This window comes from Croceitalea vernalis (assembly GCF_031846405.1).
GTDB lineage: Bacteria > Bacteroidota > Bacteroidia > Flavobacteriales > Flavobacteriaceae > Croceitalea > Croceitalea vernalis.
Map to the genome: position 1 here is coordinate 1,128,275 of NZ_JAVRHU010000001.1, position 15,290 is coordinate 1,143,564.

The window sequence follows — 15,290 nt, forward strand, 5'->3', positions numbered from 1 at the left end:
TTATGGCATCAAAAGTTATACATGCGGTTTACAACGACGATGACATATTGATGAATGCTGTCAAAAAAGTTCGTTCTGAGCATCACCATATCGAAGAGGTGTATACGCCTTTCCCGGTGCACGGTCTTGATAAGGCAATGGGTCTTGAGGATACGAGAATAGCAATTACATCTTTTATGTACGGCTGTTTAGGCTTAACGGTGGCCATTGTAATGATGAATTTTATCATGATTGAAGATTGGCCACAAGATATTGGTGGTAAGCCAAGCTTTAGTTATTTAGAGAACATGCCTGCATTTGTTCCTATTATGTTTGAGTTAACTGTATTTTTTGCTGCTCACTTAATGGTAATAACATTTTATTTAAGAAGTAGAATGTGGCCATTTAAGAATGCTGAAAATCCAGATAAAAGAACTACGGATGATATGTTTTTAATGGAAATTGGCATTCATGATAATGAGGAAGAATTAAAGAGTTTGTTGATTGATACAGGTGCAATCGAAGTAAAAGTTACAGAAAAGGATGAATAGCATGAAGCAATTCGCGAAAATAGTTCTTGGTCTTGTTTTGTTAATAGGAGTAGCCTCTTGTTCTAACAAAAACGAACCTAATTACCAATATATGCCGAACATGTACGAACCAGTTGGGTATGAAACCTATCAAGGTGTTGATAATGGCTTGTTTCCTCAAGGAACAGAAGCTATGTTGCCAGCCGAAGGTTCTATTTCAAGAGAATGGATGCCTTATGAATATGACAATAGCCCTGAAGGTAAAGAAATGGCGCGTATACAACCGAGCCCTTTAGATTCTTTAAGCATGGAAGTAAACCTTGCAAAAGGTAAAGAATTGTATGATGTGTATTGTGCAATTTGTCACGGACCAAAAGGCAAAGGACAAGGTACTTTGGTTAAACGAGAAAAAATTCTTGGCGTTCCAAGCTATGACGACGGCGCTAGAAATATATCAGTAGGTAGTACCTATCATACTATGTATTACGGATTAAACTCCATGGGTTCATATGCTTCTCAAATGAGCAGTGAAGAAGAGCTTTGGCAAGTTGCGGAGTACGTTATGAAATTAAAAGCAGACCTAACAAAATAAGAAGACATTAAGTATGTACACGTTTTCAAATAGACTTAAAATAACATCTTACATCTTGATGGCTGTCGGATTCATCTTTCTTGCATCTGGTTTCTGGAGTGCTCCGAGCACTGTCGAGGAGGCCAAGGCAATAGTGGCAGCTTCACATGGTGATGATCACGGAGGTGACCATGCTGTTGATGCGGCTCATGGTGAAGAACATGCAACAGTAGCTGAAAGTCATGCCAATGACCATAACGAAACTGCTGAAAGTGGTCATTCGTCAAGTCATGATGAGCATTTGTTACATCAACTTCAAAACAGACCTTGGTCTGCACTTTATGTGGCAGCATTCTTTTTCTTTATGATATCTCTCGGGGTTCTTGCTTTTTATGCAATTCAAAGAGCTGCTCAAGCTGGATGGTCTCCTTTGCTCTTTAGAGTTATGGAAGGGATAACATCATACATAGTACCTGGTGGTATTATTGTCTTTGTTATTTTGGTGTTATCTACCTTACACTTTAATCATTTGTTCACATGGATGGATGCTGATGTAGTGGCTCATGATAAATTATTACAAGGAAAGCAAGGCTATTTAGACCCAACATTTTTCTTAATAAGAGCGGCAATTTTCTTAGGTGGATGGATTTTTTACCGTCAGTATTCAAGAAAGTTGTCATTAGCTCAAGACAAATCTGATGACAATTCTAATTTTAAAAAGAATTTCAGATGGTCTGCTGGGTTTTTAGTTTTTTATCTGATTTCAGAATCTATGATGTCTTGGGATTGGATAATGAGTTTAGACCCTCATTGGTTTAGTACATTATTTGGTTGGTATGTATTTGCTAGTATGTTTGTTTCGGGTATTACCGTAATTGCTTTGGTTACAATATACTTAAAATCAAAAGGTTTATTACCAGAGGTAAATGATAGTCACATTCATGATTTAGCTAAATTCATGTTTGGTATTAGTATTTTCTGGACTTATTTATGGTTTAGTCAGTTCATGTTGATTTGGTATGCTAATATTCCTGAAGAAGTAACTTATTTCGTTACACGTATTGAGGATTATAAACTTCCATTCTTTGGTATGTTAGCATTGAACTTTTTATTCCCTTTATTGGTTTTAATGAATAGTGATTATAAAAGAGTCAATTGGTTTGTTGTAATGGCGGGCTTGGTTATATTGTTTGGTCATTACATGGATGTATTTAACATGGTAATGCCAGCAACTGTCGGTAATCAGTGGTATTTAGGAGTACCTGAGATAGGTGGTATTTTGTTTTTTGCGGGACTCTTTATCTTTTGGGTCTTCACAGCATTGACTAAAGAGGAATTAACTCCGAAACGTAATCCGTTTATAGAGGAGAGTAAGCATTTCCATTACTAATAGTGATAAGAGAAAGTAGTTAAAGAATGACAACATTATTAATTTTCACAGTTCTAGTTTTAGTGGCAATTGCAGTTTGGCAAATGACCAAAATATTTGAACTTTCACAACTTAAAGCAGATTCAGCGAATTCTCAAATTGCTAATGATGCTGATAATAGAACCAATGGGTATTTGCTCTTTGGTTTTCTAATTTTCATTTATGGTATCACCATATTTAGTTTTGCCAAATATTCCAAAGTGTTATTACCTGAAGCTGCTTCAGCTCATGGTGGCGAATATGATACACTCATGTGGATTTCGTTTGCCATTATCTTTTTTGTGCAAACAATAACTCAGGCATTACTGCATTATTTTGGATATAAATACCGAGGTGAAGAAGGAAAAAAAGCACTTTTCTATGCTGACAATGATAGGTTAGAGTTTATTTGGACTATCATACCTGTGATTGTATTAGCTGGTTTAATTATTTGGGGTTTATATTCATGGACCAATATTATGGACGTTAACGATGAAGATGATCCATTAATTGTTGAGTTATACGCGCAACAGTTTAATTGGCAGGCGAGATATGGAGGTGAAGATAATGTTCTAGGAGATGCAAGTGTTAGATTAATTGATATTGATCGAGCAAACGTATTAGGTCTTGATGAATCGGACCCTAACGCAACGGATGATGTTATTGTAAAAGAATTACATTTACCAGTAGGGCGTAAAGTTAATTTTTACATGCGTTCTCAAGATGTATTACATTCAGCTTATATGCCGCATTTTAGAGCACAAATGAATTGTGTTCCTGGTATGATTACTGAATTTTCATTTACCCCAATGATAACAACCGAAGAAATGAGATTAAACCCTGATGTCGTTGATAAGGTAAAACGTACCAATGCGATTAGAGCGGAACAGGCTGCACAAGGTGTTCCAAACAAAGATCCTTGGGAGTTTGATTATGTACTACTTTGTAATAAGATTTGTGGAAAATCTCACTACAACATGCAAATGAAGATTATTGTAGAGACGGAAGAGGAATATAACAAGTGGATGGCAGAGCAGGGTACCTTTGGAGCATTAATGGCTTCAATGGAATAAAAATTAGGCTAGAAAAAGAAATAAAAATAAAAATTACGGATTATGTCAGCGATTGCACACGAACACGGAGATGGTCATGGACACGATGATCATGGACATCATCATAAAGAAACTTTTGTAACTAAATACATATTTAGTCAAGATCATAAGATGATTGCTAAGCAATATCTCATTACTGGTGTATTGGTTATGGGCTTCATAGGTATTGCAATGTCATTGCTTTTTAGAATGCAATTGGCGTGGCCTGGAGAATCATTTTCTGTTTTCCAAGCTTTCCTTGGTAAGTGGGCCCCTGATGGGGTAATGGATGCTGATGTGTATTTAGCATTGATTACAATGCACGGAACAATCATGGTGTTCTTTGTATTAACCGCTGGACTGAGTGGTACCTTTAGTAACTTATTAATTCCATTACAAATAGGTGCTAGAGATATGGCATCGGGCTTTTTGAACATGCTTTCTTTTTGGATGTTCTTTGTGTCAACGGTTATAATGGTTATTTCATTATTTGTTGAAGCCGGACCAGCTGCTGCTGGTTGGACGATTTATCCGCCTTTAAGTGCACTCCCGATGGCCCAACCAGGTTCTGGTATGGGGATGACTTTATGGCTAGTTTCCATGGCGATATTTATAGCATCATCATTATTGGGGTCATTAAATTATATTGTGACTGTTCTTAATCTTAGAACAAAAGGTATGTCAATGACGAGATTACCTTTAACTATTTGGGCATTTTTTGTAACCGCAGTTATTGGTGTAATTTCTTTCCCTGTGCTGCTATCAGCGGCATTATTATTGATTATGGACAGAAGCTTTGGTACTTCATTCTTCCTTTCTGATATTTTTATTCAGGGCGAAGTTTTGCACTATCAGGGTGGATCCCCAGTTTTGTATGAACACTTATTTTGGTTTTTAGGGCACCCAGAAGTTTATATCGTATTATTACCAGCATTGGGTATTACGTCTGAGGTAATGTCGACAAATGCCAGAAAGCCAATTTTTGGTTATCGTGCAATGGTTGCTTCAATACTAGCAATTGCATTTTTATCAACGATTGTTTGGGGTCACCATATGTTTATTTCAGGTATGAATCCGTTCTTGGGTTCTGTATTTACATTTACAACCTTGTTGATAGCTATTCCGTCTGCAGTGAAAGCGTTCAATTATATAACAACATTATGGAAGGGTAATTTACAGCTTAATCCAGCAATGCTCTTTTCAATTGGTCTGGTTTCAACTTTTATTACTGGAGGTTTAACTGGAATAATTTTGGGGGATAGTACCCTTGATATTAATGTTCATGACACGTATTTTGTAGTGGCCCACTTCCACTTAGTAATGGGTATCTCTGCGTTATACGGTTTATTTGCTGGAGTATACCATTGGTTCCCTAAAATGTTCCAAGGGCGCATGATGAATAAGAATTTAGGCTACATTCATTTTTGGGTAACTGCAATTTGTGCTTACGGCGTTTTCTTTCCAATGCATTTTGTAGGTATGGCAGGTGTTCCAAGAAGATATTACGAGAATACGGCTTTTCCAATGTTTGATGAATTAACGAACGTTCAAATATTAATGACTGTATTTGCTCTTATTGCAGGTGCGGCACAATTGATATTTGTATATAATTTTATCAGTAGTATTTTTTATGGTAAGAGAGGTCCTCAAAACCCATGGAAGTCAAATACACTAGAATGGACTGCTGAAATGAAACACATACATGGAAATTGGGATGGACCTATTCCTGAAGTACATCGTTGGGCATATGATTATAGTAAGACGTATGAAAATGGTGAGTATATAATTGAGGGACAAGATTATGTTCCACAGCATATTCCATTACAAGAAAACGAAGAAGAAATGCACCATTAATTTGGTGATACAGCTAAATAAAAAAGCCATCCTTTTTAAGGATGGCTTTTTTATTTGATTAATTTGGCATGGAAATTTCATGATACAGATACTATTGGATGACTTTTTTGATGAAATGGTGTCTAATCCAATGTATCATTTAAAGCCTGTAATAATGAAGAAATATGTTTTAATACTAATAGCTAGTTTACCGATAATGAGCATGGCTCAGCGCAAACCAAAAATAAAAGGCAATAGATCAGTGATAGAAGTAAGGGAAGAATTACCTCCTTTTAATGCGATTGAACTAAATGATAATCTCGATATTGAATTAAAAAAGTCTTTCGGTGAAGGCTATGAAATTATTGCTGATGATAATCTTATCGATATTTTAAAATTTCAAGTCGTTGATAGCACTTTAGTAATATCTTCTTTCTATGATGTAACAGCCAAGAAAAAGCTTGAAATCATTGTTAATTACAAGGAATTAAAAGCTATAACTCAGCGTGATGGAAAAATAGAATGTGAAGATATCATTAAAGCTGACGAATTATATATTAACGTTTTTGGACCTTCCAAGTTAAAGCTTAAAGCCGATGCGTTTGTTGCATATCTGAATTTAGAAGATAATAGTAATTCTGATTTTAGTCTTGATGTGGATTCTTTAGATATTAAAATGAAACATAGATCCGATGCAAAAATTTACGCGGTAACTGGAGCAAAACATGTTGAATTATTGAATAACGCTGCCCTTTCAATAGATGGTTCTACAGATACTTTGCAATTAAAGGCCATTAATAATGCTAGGTTCAAAGGCGAAAAAATGCAATCAGGAGGCGCAAATATTGTTCTTGAGGAATCTTCGGTTGCACGTGTATTTGCTACACGTGACCTAGAGCTACAATCAAGAGGTACTTCAAAAACCTATCTATATGGGGATCCAAGAATCAGTATTCTTGAATTTTTAGATACCTCTCAACTGATTAAAAAGAAAAATTAGAACTCCGGTATTATAAAGTTAACCTTACTTTTTAATTAGCTATTGGAGCGGTCATTGAATGTTGGGGTATTCCAAAACCATCGACCAAAGTATTTATATGAGGTCTCAACTCTGTACTTAAACGTTCAACTCTTTGTCGGATCGCCTTTGATTTTGTGCCGCTTAAATACCCATGTTCTAAAAACCAAGTTGCATCCTTTCTTATTACTGATAAACCATGAAGTGCTCCAATTTGATAAAGTAAATCTTTATATAGTCCATCATCGAGTTTTGAAGTAAATTCATAAAACCATTTCATAGCTAATACCTCGCTATAGGCTTTGCCAAGAGCTAAAAGATGTGTTTGGGTTTTTAAGAATGCTTGATAGCTAGGAATCCCTTTTTTAATATAACCACGTATACGCATGGCAGCAGAATCTGTTAATCTTCTTAGTCTGAAATCAAGAGCGTGCAAATGAAATTTCGGGTTATATAAATGAGCTTTATCAACTTTATTTGAATATGCCGGATTTATGGTTGCCAGTTTATCAGTAAACCGACCTCCTATCAATTTTAAAACACTAACAAATCCACCAGCGTTCAATTCTGATTTGAAATCAGAGAGAACTCCTTTAGCAGCAAGTTGTAATAAAACCGTATTGTCACCTTCAAAAGTTGTAAAAATATCAGTGTCGTTTTTTAAATCAGCTATTCTATTTTCTAATAAATAACCTTTGCCACCACAGGCTTCACGGCACTCTTGGATAGTTTCTGTGGCGAACCAAGTTATGATGGCTTTAAGCCCAGCTACTTGTGTTTCAATTCTGCGTTTATCTTCCGTACTATTCGCATATTCATGCATGGCTCTTTGTAAAACAGTATGATAGACATAGCTTGAGGCAACTTTTGGGATTAATCGTAGTTGATGTGATGGATAATCCATCAGTAAATCTTCTTGAACTTTAATTGAGTCATTAAATTGTCGACGTTGAAGAGCATGTTTTATAGCAATTGTTAAAGACATTTTGGCTCCTGCCAAAGCTCCTTTTGCAACGCATATTCGACCTCCAACCAAAGTCCCTAACATAGTAAAAAAACGTTTGTTAGGGTTTTTGATTTTAGATTGGTAATGACCTTGGTCATCAATTTGGCCATATTTATCTAAAAGGTTTACAACCGGCACCATGACCTGATTGAACCAAATTTTTCCATTATCAACTCCATTTAGGCCTAATTTATAACCATTATCTTCAATTCTAATACCTGGTAAAAGTTCGTGTTTTTCATTTCTTAAAGGGACCAAAATTGCGTGAACGCCCTTGTTTTTGCCACCAACTATGAGTTGGGCAAAAACTGAAGCCATTTTAGAATCTAAAGCATTCCCTATGTATTCCTTGTTGTCATTTTTTCCGGGTGTATGAATAATTAGACTTTGAGTTTCATGAACATATGTTGCAGTGGTTTTTATACCTCGAACATTACTCCCATGACCAGTCTCTGTCATTGCAAAACAACCAAGTAATTTAGTTTCGCCAGTTTCTTTTAAATAATTGTCATGATGATACTTTCTACCCAAATTTTGAATGCTACCGCCAAATAAGCCGAATTGCACTCCAAACTTTATAGCTAGACTACCATCTACAAACATGAGTTGTTCAAAAATTGATGCGTAGCTTTCAATATTATTTGTACCACCGTATGCCTTTGGGTAAGCCAAAGCTCCCCATCCTCCCGCAGCTAATGTTTGCACCTGTTTTAAAACTATTTTTCTGGCTTTGCTTTTATCGCGAACAACATCCCATTTAAAAACTGGATTTTTAAGAAATTCTTTAAACGTATTAATTTCTTGTAAAAATGGTGCATTGACTATAGCATCTATATCGCTACCAGAAAAACGGTCCGAATAAGCTTGATGAACTACCTCTACATTAAAAAGATGATTATAATGATTTGGTTGAATACCTAGGTGAAGCTCAATATTTTGTAAGCTTTCATTTGCAGTGCAGTTTTTGCAATAAAAACTAGCAACTTTTTGCGAAAATGATTCTAAAGGATAAACTTCACTTTCAATTAATTTGGCATTGCTGTTTGTAATGAGTTGTTGCCAACTTTTGACAAGCTCATTTTTAGGTGGGCTATCTTTTTTTAACCAACTTTTTAGCTGTTGCTTATCAGAATTGGATAAGGAGTTGTCTTCTTCAATAGCAGTTTTTACTACATCTATTTCCGATGTAGATAGTAAATCATCAGACCAAATCACGTAAAAAAATGGGATGTAAGGTAAAATGGAATTACTGTAGTTTGATATATCCATGCGTTGAATTTACAATAAATTCAATGAATTTTTCAAACTCCTTTATTTGAAAATCTTATAGCGGAATTACTTTATCTTTGTTAGGTATGAATGATAATCTTGATCCCACAAACAGTAATTTCTCTCAGGAAGAGATGGATATTGAAAGGGCTTTACGGCCTATCAGCTTTGATGATTTTACCGGGCAAGAACAAGTATTAGAAAATCTTAAGGTTTTTGTACAAGCTGCTAATCAAAGGGATGAGGCTTTAGATCATACATTATTTCATGGCCCTCCCGGATTAGGAAAGACAACTCTTGCGCATATATTAGCAAATGAGTTAGGTGTTGGTATTAAAATTACATCTGGCCCTGTCTTGGATAAACCTGGGGACCTAGCAGGTCTTTTGACAAATCTTGAAGAAAGAGACGTCTTGTTTATTGATGAAATACATCGACTTAGCCCTATAGTGGAGGAATATCTTTACTCTGCTATGGAAGACTACAAGATTGATATTATGATTGAGACTGGCCCTAATGCTAGAACAGTTCAGATTAATCTTAGTCCATTTACATTAATTGGAGCAACTACTAGGTCAGGTTTATTAACCGCACCTATGCGCGCTAGATTCGGAATACAGAGTCGGTTACAATATTATGGTACAGAATTGCTTTCAACAATAGTTGAGCGTAGCGCCGATATTTTAAAAGTGCCTATTACTAATGAGGCTGCCATTGAGATTGCTGGTCGTAGCCGAGGTACACCTCGAATTTGTAATGCTTTATTAAGACGAGTTCGTGATTTTGCTCAAATAAAGGGGAATGGAAATATTGATATGGAGATTTCAAAGTTCAGTCTAAAAGCACTGAATGTAGACGCTCATGGTTTAGATGAAATGGATAATAAAATATTAACTACCATTATCGATAAGTTTAAAGGTGGACCTGTTGGTATTACTACTCTTGCAACGGCGGTATCTGAAAGTGCAGAAACAATTGAAGAAGTGTATGAGCCATTTTTAATACAACAAGGTTTTATTATGCGAACACCTAGAGGGCGCGAAGTTACTGAATTAGCTTACAAACATTTGGGTAGAATAAAAGGTGATATACAAGGGGGATTATTTTAAATGAAAAATTTACCACAGGTTTCTGTTTTTAAGGTTTTAAGAAATAGTGCTCAAATTTTAAAAAACCCACTTCCATTTCATCATAAAAATTTTGAAAAACTAGGAGATACTTTTGAGATTACTACACTAGGAGACGGAAAATTAATTTTTTCTAGAAACCCTGAAGTTGTAAAGCAGGTACTTCAAAAAAAACAAAAATCATTTTCAAAATCTAAACTTCAAACCAAGGACTTAGCCAAATATATTGGTCATGGATTGTTGACATCAGAGGGTGAACATTGGCGAACGCATCGCAGAATGATTCAACCAAAGTTTCATTTAAAAAATCTAAAGTCTCTTTTAGGGATAATGCATCAAGCTATCGAAGATGAGTTAGATGTGGTCGAACCAAATCAAGAACAAGATATTTTTGGATTAATGGGCGATGTAGCTTTTAAGGTAGTTGCAAAATCACTTTTCAATGCGCTTGATATTGATGAGCCTATGGCAAAACTTAAGGCTATCGCAGAAGAAAATCAACTGATGCTTATTAAAGAAATGCGGCAACCTTATCTAAAATGGTGGTTTAAATTTTCTGGAAAAATTGGGGCTGCTTTAAATAAGTCAGAAATGGCAAGAGAGATTTTAAATGAACTCATAGAACAGCGAATTGCAAGTCAACAGAAGAGTACAGATTTATTGGATATGCTTTTAGAGGCAACTTATGAAGATGGAAGTAAAATGCCTCGAAACCAGTTGATTGATGAGTTGTTTATTTTGTTTACCGCTGGTTATGAAACTACTGCCAATGCATTATCGTTTACTTTATATTTTGTAGCAAAGGATAAGAACTTACAAAACCAGCTTTTTGATGAAGTTTCAAAAGTAGATAGCGAAACTATAAAAATGGAAGATTTACAACGACTTTCATTAACGCAATCATCAATTAATGAGGCGATGAGATTATATCCACCAGCTTATTTTATAGATCGTGTAGCCGTGGAAGAAGTTGAAATTGCAGGGTTTCAATTTAAAAAGAATTCATTGGTATTACTGTCTTTATATGAACTGCATCGTTATAAAAATTTCTGGAATAAACCAGCAAGTTATTCGGGTTCACGTTTTAAAGATTTTGAGGATAAAAAGCATAGTGATTACTACTACCCTTTTGGTGCTGGGCCTAGAATGTGTATTGGTAATGCATTCGCGACCTATGAAATGATTATGGTGGTTGCCACGCTTATTAAAAAATATCACATTTCCACTGAAATGGAATCGGTTGAAATTAATCCGATGATTACATTAAAGCCAAAAGAAGTAAAACTTCGATTTAAAAAAAGAAAAAGCCCAAGCATTTCTGCTTAGGCCTTAACTTAAATTATTTGAATTCCCTAGCTCAAAATTGCATTTTCATCAGAGAATTTTCTATAGCTAAAATAGATAGCAGTAACAGCAAAGGCTAATAATGATAGCAACATTGCTGCATACATACCAATATTTATGGTTCCAGCCATTATTTCTTTCACACCTAATCCAATATTAAGTACAGGTATAAAAACTGTTGCCCAAGTAAATTCTATTCCAGGCATTAAGGCCATTACTAAAGGAATTATGATTAGAATAATTATTGGTGAAGCCTTACTTTGTGCTTCTTTAAATGTTGAAGCTCCAGCTACCAGTGAAATGATTAATCCAGCTAGAAAAAGTGAAAAAGGAATTAGTAGCAACAAAATCATAATGATAGATTGAGGATTCAACATCTCGGTTAGCGCCACTTTGAAAGTGTCTGGAATATCATCAATAAAATTTAAGCCAATTATCAATCCTGTTAAGTTCAATAAGGCTGGGATAAACCCTAAAAGAGACGCCACTATGGCCTTGCCCATTAGAACCGAGAATTTTGAAATTGGTAAAGAAAGTGTTGTTTCTATTGTTTTTCTTTCCTTTTCTCCAGTTACCAAATCAATTGCTGCTAATAGACAGCCCCCCCACATAGTTAAAATAAAAATGTAAGGTATAAAACCTCCAATTCTTTTACCAATGAGTTCCTTTTGTTCACCGACTTCGACGAAGTTCTGAACTAGAGGAACCATTTTCTCAGTTGGTATTTGCAAGATAGCAATACGTTGTTCTTTCAACTTTGCGCTATAATTTTCAATTAATTTAGATACTCGTCCATTAATATTGTCTTTTGTGCCATTTCTAAAAACTTGCACATTAGCAGTTGATAAACTATCCATTTGAGTTTGCCAATTTTCAGGAAAGACTAAGGCTGAGCCAATAGTTCCGTCATCTATCAATGTTTTAAAAACTTCGGTTTTTGTATAGTTTGTTATTTGATTTAAAGTGTCTTTCTCAACCAATTTTACAAAATCTGCAGGGGCATTAACAAGACCAATCTTAACTTTTTTCTGTTGGTTGCTTTCTTGAATCATTTGACTCACCTTAATCCCTCCAAACATTAAAATTGGAATTAATAGGGTAGGAAGAACAATTGAATTGATAATTGTTTTTTTATCTCTTAGAAGCTCGGTTAGCTCTTTTTTTACGATTATAAATAAATCTCTCATCTTATGCTTCGTTTACTCGGTTAATGAATTCTTGTGTTAGGTTGTCAGCTTTCATTTCCTTTTTGAAGTTGTCAAAGGAATCATTATAAATAATAGAACCTTTACTAATAATGGCAAGGTCATCACATAATAAATCAACCTCACTCATTATATGAGATGAGAAAATAACAGTTTTATTATTCTCTTTGGATTCTCTAATCAAATCAATAATACTATCTGCAGTAATAACATCTAGACCTGAAGTAGGCTCATCAAAAATCAATACCTCTGGATCATGAATAAGTGTTCTGGCTATGGAAACTTTTTGTTTCATACCCGTACTCATTTGTCCTAGTTTCTTTTTTCGAAACTCATTAATACCTAATTTTTCAAAAAGATATTCTTTACGTTCAGAGTAAGATGGTTCTGGTAATCGGTATAACTTTCCAAAGAAATCTAGAGTTTCATCAGGATTTAGTCTTTCATAAAGCCCGGTAGAACCGGTTAAAAAACCTATTCGCTTTTTAACTTCATCATTACCTTGAGATATATCAACATTGTCAACTACTGCATTACCAGAAGTTGGGTTAATTATACCAGCAATCATTCTTAGTGTAGTTGTTTTACCAGCCCCATTTGGCCCTAAAAGCGAAAAAATTCTTCCTGGTTTACATTCAAATGAAACATTGTTGACCGCGTTGACGGTAACGGTTTCTTTTTTAAAACCTTTCCCTGTTTTCGAGGTAAAAGATTTGGTAAGATTATCTATTCGTATCATGTCGTTGGTTTAATAGAATACGTTAGTTAGTATCTAAAAACAAAAAATGTTACATTTTTTGTTCTACTTGGTTTTATATTTTTTTCCTCTGAACTCTAAATTAACGAAGTTTTTCTTTTTTGATGTGTATTTTAGCTAATAGCTGTTTAATGCCAAAATGAGTTCTAAAGAGACCTATTCAAAATTGATTAAAGACGAGGCCAAACGGCTTGGTTTTTTGTCTTGCGGTTTTTCAAAAGCTGAGTTTTTAGAAGAAGAAGCTCCACGTTTAGAAAGCTGGTTAAATCAAAATATGCATGGTGAAATGTCGTACATGACTAATCATTTTGATAAACGACTAGACCCAACCAAGTTAGTTGAAGGTTCAAAATCAGTTATTTCATTATTATTGAATTACTACCCTCAAGATGAGCAAATAGAGGATACCTATAAGATTTCAAAGTATGCCTATGGTCATGATTATCATCATGTCATCAAATCTAAATTAAAAATTCTCCAAGAGTTTATCTCTGAAGAAATTGGAGAAGTCAATGGCCGAGCATTTGTTGATTCAGCCCCAGTTTTGGATAAAGCTTGGGCAGCCAAAAGCGGTTTAGGGTGGATTGGAAAGCACAGTAATTTATTAACGCAACAAGTAGGTTCTTTCTATTTTATTGCTGAGTTAATAGTGGATTTAGATTTGGAATATGATACTCCGGTAACTGACCATTGTGGCACTTGCACTGCATGTATTGATGCCTGTCCGACTCAAGCTATTGTAGAACCATATAAAGTAGATGGTAGTAAATGTATTTCTTATTTCACTATTGAACTAAAGAATGAAATTCCGAATGAATTTCAAGGTAAGTTTGATGAGTGGATGTTTGGTTGTGATGTTTGTCAAGATGTTTGTCCTTGGAATAAATTTTCTAAACCACATAGAGAACCCTTATTTAATCCCAATGCTGATTTACTTTCAATGACCAAAAAAGATTGGGAAGAAATTACTGAAGATGTTTTTAAAAAGATTTTTCAGAAGTCTGCCGTAAAAAGAACAAAGTTTTCAGGACTCCAAAGGAATGTGAAGTTTTTATCTAGCTAAAGTCGATTCTCTTACGATAAGTTCTGTAGGCATAATAACAGTTTCAAACTCGACAGGTATATTATTTTTTCGATTTTTAATCTCAGATAAAAGTAGTTTAAAAATGAGCTGCCCCATACTAAAGCTAGGTTGAGAAATTGTTGTGAGTGAGGGTGTGGTTATCGAAGATAAAAACCAATTACTAAAGCCGATAACCGAAATTTCTTCGGGTACTTTAATTCCCATTTTCTTAAGCTGAGTAATTAAACCTACTGCTACCAAATCGGTATTGACAAAAACACCATCAATACCGTTGTTCTTTTCAATCATTTTTTTTCCATTTTCTTGACCTTCTTCAAAACTCATTTTTAAACAACTATATACGTTGCTTTCTTTGAAAACAATATTATGTTCAGCTAAGGCTTTTTTGTACCCAAGAAAACGGTCGATTGAGTTTTGCGACATCATTGGCCCTCTAAAATGTGCAATATTTTTACATCCTGTATCTATAAGATGTTTTGTTGCCATGTAGCCAGCCTTTTTGTCGTCTATAATGACTTTAGAACATTCAACTAATTTTGCAATCTTGTCAAACATTACTAAGGGTAGATCTAATGATTTTACTTCATATAGATGATCATAACTAATAGTCTCATCAGCTAAGGCTAATAATATACCGTCAACCTGTTTTTCAATTAAAAATTCAATTCTTTTTTTCTCAATTTGCATTTTCTGATCTGTCTGAAGAATAATGACGACATATCCATGTTTTTCTGCTTCTTCAATAACACCTTTGACTACGCTAGAGAAAAATTGATGAACAATTTCAGGTATTACAAGCCCAATTGTTTTTGATTCTTGTGTTCTTAGATTTACAGCAAAGGCATTGGGTTTATAATTTAATCGCTTAGCCTCTTCTTTTACTCTGGCAATCGTCTCTTTGCTTACATCAGGATAAGATCTTAAAGCCTTAGAAACTGTTGTTACAGAAATATCTAAACTAATAGCAATTTGCTGTAGTGTTGTTCTGCTCATATTCTTTCAAGATAGAGAAAAAATGTCAGTACGACGGAACAAAAACGTTTTCGTTAAATATCTAAACAGAATCCA

Annotated in this window: 13 protein-coding genes; 9 read left to right on the top strand and 4 right to left on the bottom strand. The window is 34.7% G+C overall.

The window, feature by feature from the left end; genetic code table 11:
* Nucleotides 1-2: 2 nt before the first annotated feature.
* The 6 genes from RM520_RS05130 (at nucleotide 3) to RM520_RS05155 (ending at nucleotide 6,412) form a co-directional block, all read left to right on the top strand.
* Nucleotides 3-530 (top strand): DUF3341 domain-containing protein, encoded by a 528-nt coding sequence (locus RM520_RS05130; RefSeq protein ID WP_311384627.1) that lies wholly within the window; start codon nucleotides 3-5, stop codon nucleotides 528-530.
* A gap of 1 nt (nucleotide 531) precedes the next feature.
* The gene (locus RM520_RS05135; protein WP_311387210.1) at nucleotides 532-1,101 is read left to right on the top strand and encodes a c-type cytochrome; all 570 of its coding nucleotides are present in this window, start codon (nucleotides 532-534) and stop codon (nucleotides 1,099-1,101) included.
* 13 nt (nucleotides 1,102-1,114) lie between these two features.
* Nucleotides 1,115-2,470 (top strand): quinol:cytochrome C oxidoreductase, encoded by a 1,356-nt coding sequence (locus tag RM520_RS05140; RefSeq protein ID WP_311387211.1) that lies wholly within the window; start codon nucleotides 1,115-1,117, stop codon nucleotides 2,468-2,470.
* 26 nt (nucleotides 2,471-2,496) lie between these two features.
* Nucleotides 2,497-3,561, top strand: coding sequence for a cytochrome c oxidase subunit II (locus RM520_RS05145; protein ID WP_311387212.1), 1,065 nt, complete (start codon nucleotides 2,497-2,499; stop codon nucleotides 3,559-3,561).
* A gap of 42 nt (nucleotides 3,562-3,603) precedes the next feature.
* On the top strand, nucleotides 3,604-5,433 hold the full coding sequence (locus tag RM520_RS05150; RefSeq protein ID WP_311384631.1) for a cytochrome c oxidase subunit I: 1,830 nt from the start codon (nucleotides 3,604-3,606) through the stop codon (nucleotides 5,431-5,433).
* A 79-nt stretch (nucleotides 5,434-5,512) separates the two neighbouring features.
* On the top strand, nucleotides 5,513-6,412 hold the full coding sequence (locus RM520_RS05155) for a GIN domain-containing protein (RefSeq protein WP_311387213.1): 900 nt from the start codon (nucleotides 5,513-5,515) through the stop codon (nucleotides 6,410-6,412).
* A 31-nt stretch (nucleotides 6,413-6,443) separates the two neighbouring features.
* Here the strand turns inward: RM520_RS05155 and RM520_RS05160 are convergent, their stop codons facing one another.
* Nucleotides 6,444-8,705, bottom strand: a complete 2,262-nt coding sequence (locus RM520_RS05160; protein WP_311387214.1) for an acyl-CoA dehydrogenase family protein — start codon at nucleotides 8,703-8,705, stop codon at nucleotides 6,444-6,446.
* A gap of 86 nt (nucleotides 8,706-8,791) precedes the next feature.
* Here RM520_RS05160 and ruvB point away from each other — a divergent pair, with 86 nt between their 5' ends.
* Nucleotides 8,792-9,814: a Holliday junction branch migration DNA helicase RuvB gene (gene ruvB / locus RM520_RS05165; RefSeq protein ID WP_311387215.1), complete on the top strand. Its 1,023-nt coding sequence runs from the start codon at nucleotides 8,792-8,794 to the stop codon at nucleotides 9,812-9,814.
* The gene (locus RM520_RS05170; protein ID WP_311387216.1) at nucleotides 9,815-11,158 is read left to right on the top strand and encodes a cytochrome P450; all 1,344 of its coding nucleotides are present in this window, start codon (nucleotides 9,815-9,817) and stop codon (nucleotides 11,156-11,158) included.
* Nucleotides 11,159-11,184: 26 nt separating this feature from the next.
* Here the strand turns inward: RM520_RS05170 and RM520_RS05175 are convergent, their stop codons facing one another.
* On the bottom strand, nucleotides 11,185-12,363 hold the full coding sequence (locus RM520_RS05175; protein ID WP_311387217.1) for an ABC transporter permease: 1,179 nt from the start codon (nucleotides 12,361-12,363) through the stop codon (nucleotides 11,185-11,187).
* A 1-nt stretch (nucleotide 12,364) separates the two neighbouring features.
* A complete protein-coding gene (locus RM520_RS05180; RefSeq protein ID WP_311384637.1) occupies nucleotides 12,365-13,120 on the bottom strand; it encodes an ABC transporter ATP-binding protein in 756 nt (251 codons plus the stop codon).
* Between the two features lie 157 nt (nucleotides 13,121-13,277).
* Between RM520_RS05180 and queG the strand changes: the two genes are divergently transcribed.
* The gene (gene queG, locus RM520_RS05185) at nucleotides 13,278-14,201 is read left to right on the top strand and encodes a tRNA epoxyqueuosine(34) reductase QueG (protein WP_311384638.1); all 924 of its coding nucleotides are present in this window, start codon (nucleotides 13,278-13,280) and stop codon (nucleotides 14,199-14,201) included.
* On the opposite strand, the gene RM520_RS05190 is transcribed toward queG, so the two are convergent.
* Nucleotides 14,190-15,215, bottom strand: a complete 1,026-nt coding sequence (locus RM520_RS05190; RefSeq protein ID WP_311384639.1) for a LacI family DNA-binding transcriptional regulator — start codon at nucleotides 15,213-15,215, stop codon at nucleotides 14,190-14,192. The genes queG and RM520_RS05190 overlap by 12 nt on opposite strands.
* Nucleotides 15,216-15,290 lie beyond the last annotated feature (75 nt).

Coding starts and splice junctions, on each gene's coding strand:
- RM520_RS05180 (WP_311384637.1), bottom strand. CDS start 13,120: ATGATACGAATAGATAATCTTACCAAATCTTTTACCTCGAAAACAGGG.
- RM520_RS05145 (WP_311387212.1), top strand. CDS start 2,497: ATGACAACATTATTAATTTTCACAGTTCTAGTTTTAGTGGCAATTGCA.
- RM520_RS05130 (WP_311384627.1), top strand. CDS start 3: ATGGCATCAAAAGTTATACATGCGGTTTACAACGACGATGACATATTG.
- RM520_RS05175 (WP_311387217.1), bottom strand. CDS start 12,363: ATGAGAGATTTATTTATAATCGTAAAAAAAGAGCTAACCGAGCTTCTA.
- RM520_RS05135 (WP_311387210.1), top strand. CDS start 532: ATGAAGCAATTCGCGAAAATAGTTCTTGGTCTTGTTTTGTTAATAGGA.
- RM520_RS05170 (WP_311387216.1), top strand. CDS start 9,815: ATGAAAAATTTACCACAGGTTTCTGTTTTTAAGGTTTTAAGAAATAGT.
- RM520_RS05190 (WP_311384639.1), bottom strand. CDS start 15,215: ATGAGCAGAACAACACTACAGCAAATTGCTATTAGTTTAGATATTTCT.
- queG (WP_311384638.1), top strand. CDS start 13,278: ATGAGTTCTAAAGAGACCTATTCAAAATTGATTAAAGACGAGGCCAAA.
- RM520_RS05155 (WP_311387213.1), top strand. CDS start 5,513: ATGATACAGATACTATTGGATGACTTTTTTGATGAAATGGTGTCTAAT.
- RM520_RS05140 (WP_311387211.1), top strand. CDS start 1,115: ATGTACACGTTTTCAAATAGACTTAAAATAACATCTTACATCTTGATG.
- ruvB (WP_311387215.1), top strand. CDS start 8,792: ATGAATGATAATCTTGATCCCACAAACAGTAATTTCTCTCAGGAAGAG.
- RM520_RS05160 (WP_311387214.1), bottom strand. CDS start 8,705: ATGGATATATCAAACTACAGTAATTCCATTTTACCTTACATCCCATTT.
- RM520_RS05150 (WP_311384631.1), top strand. CDS start 3,604: ATGTCAGCGATTGCACACGAACACGGAGATGGTCATGGACACGATGAT.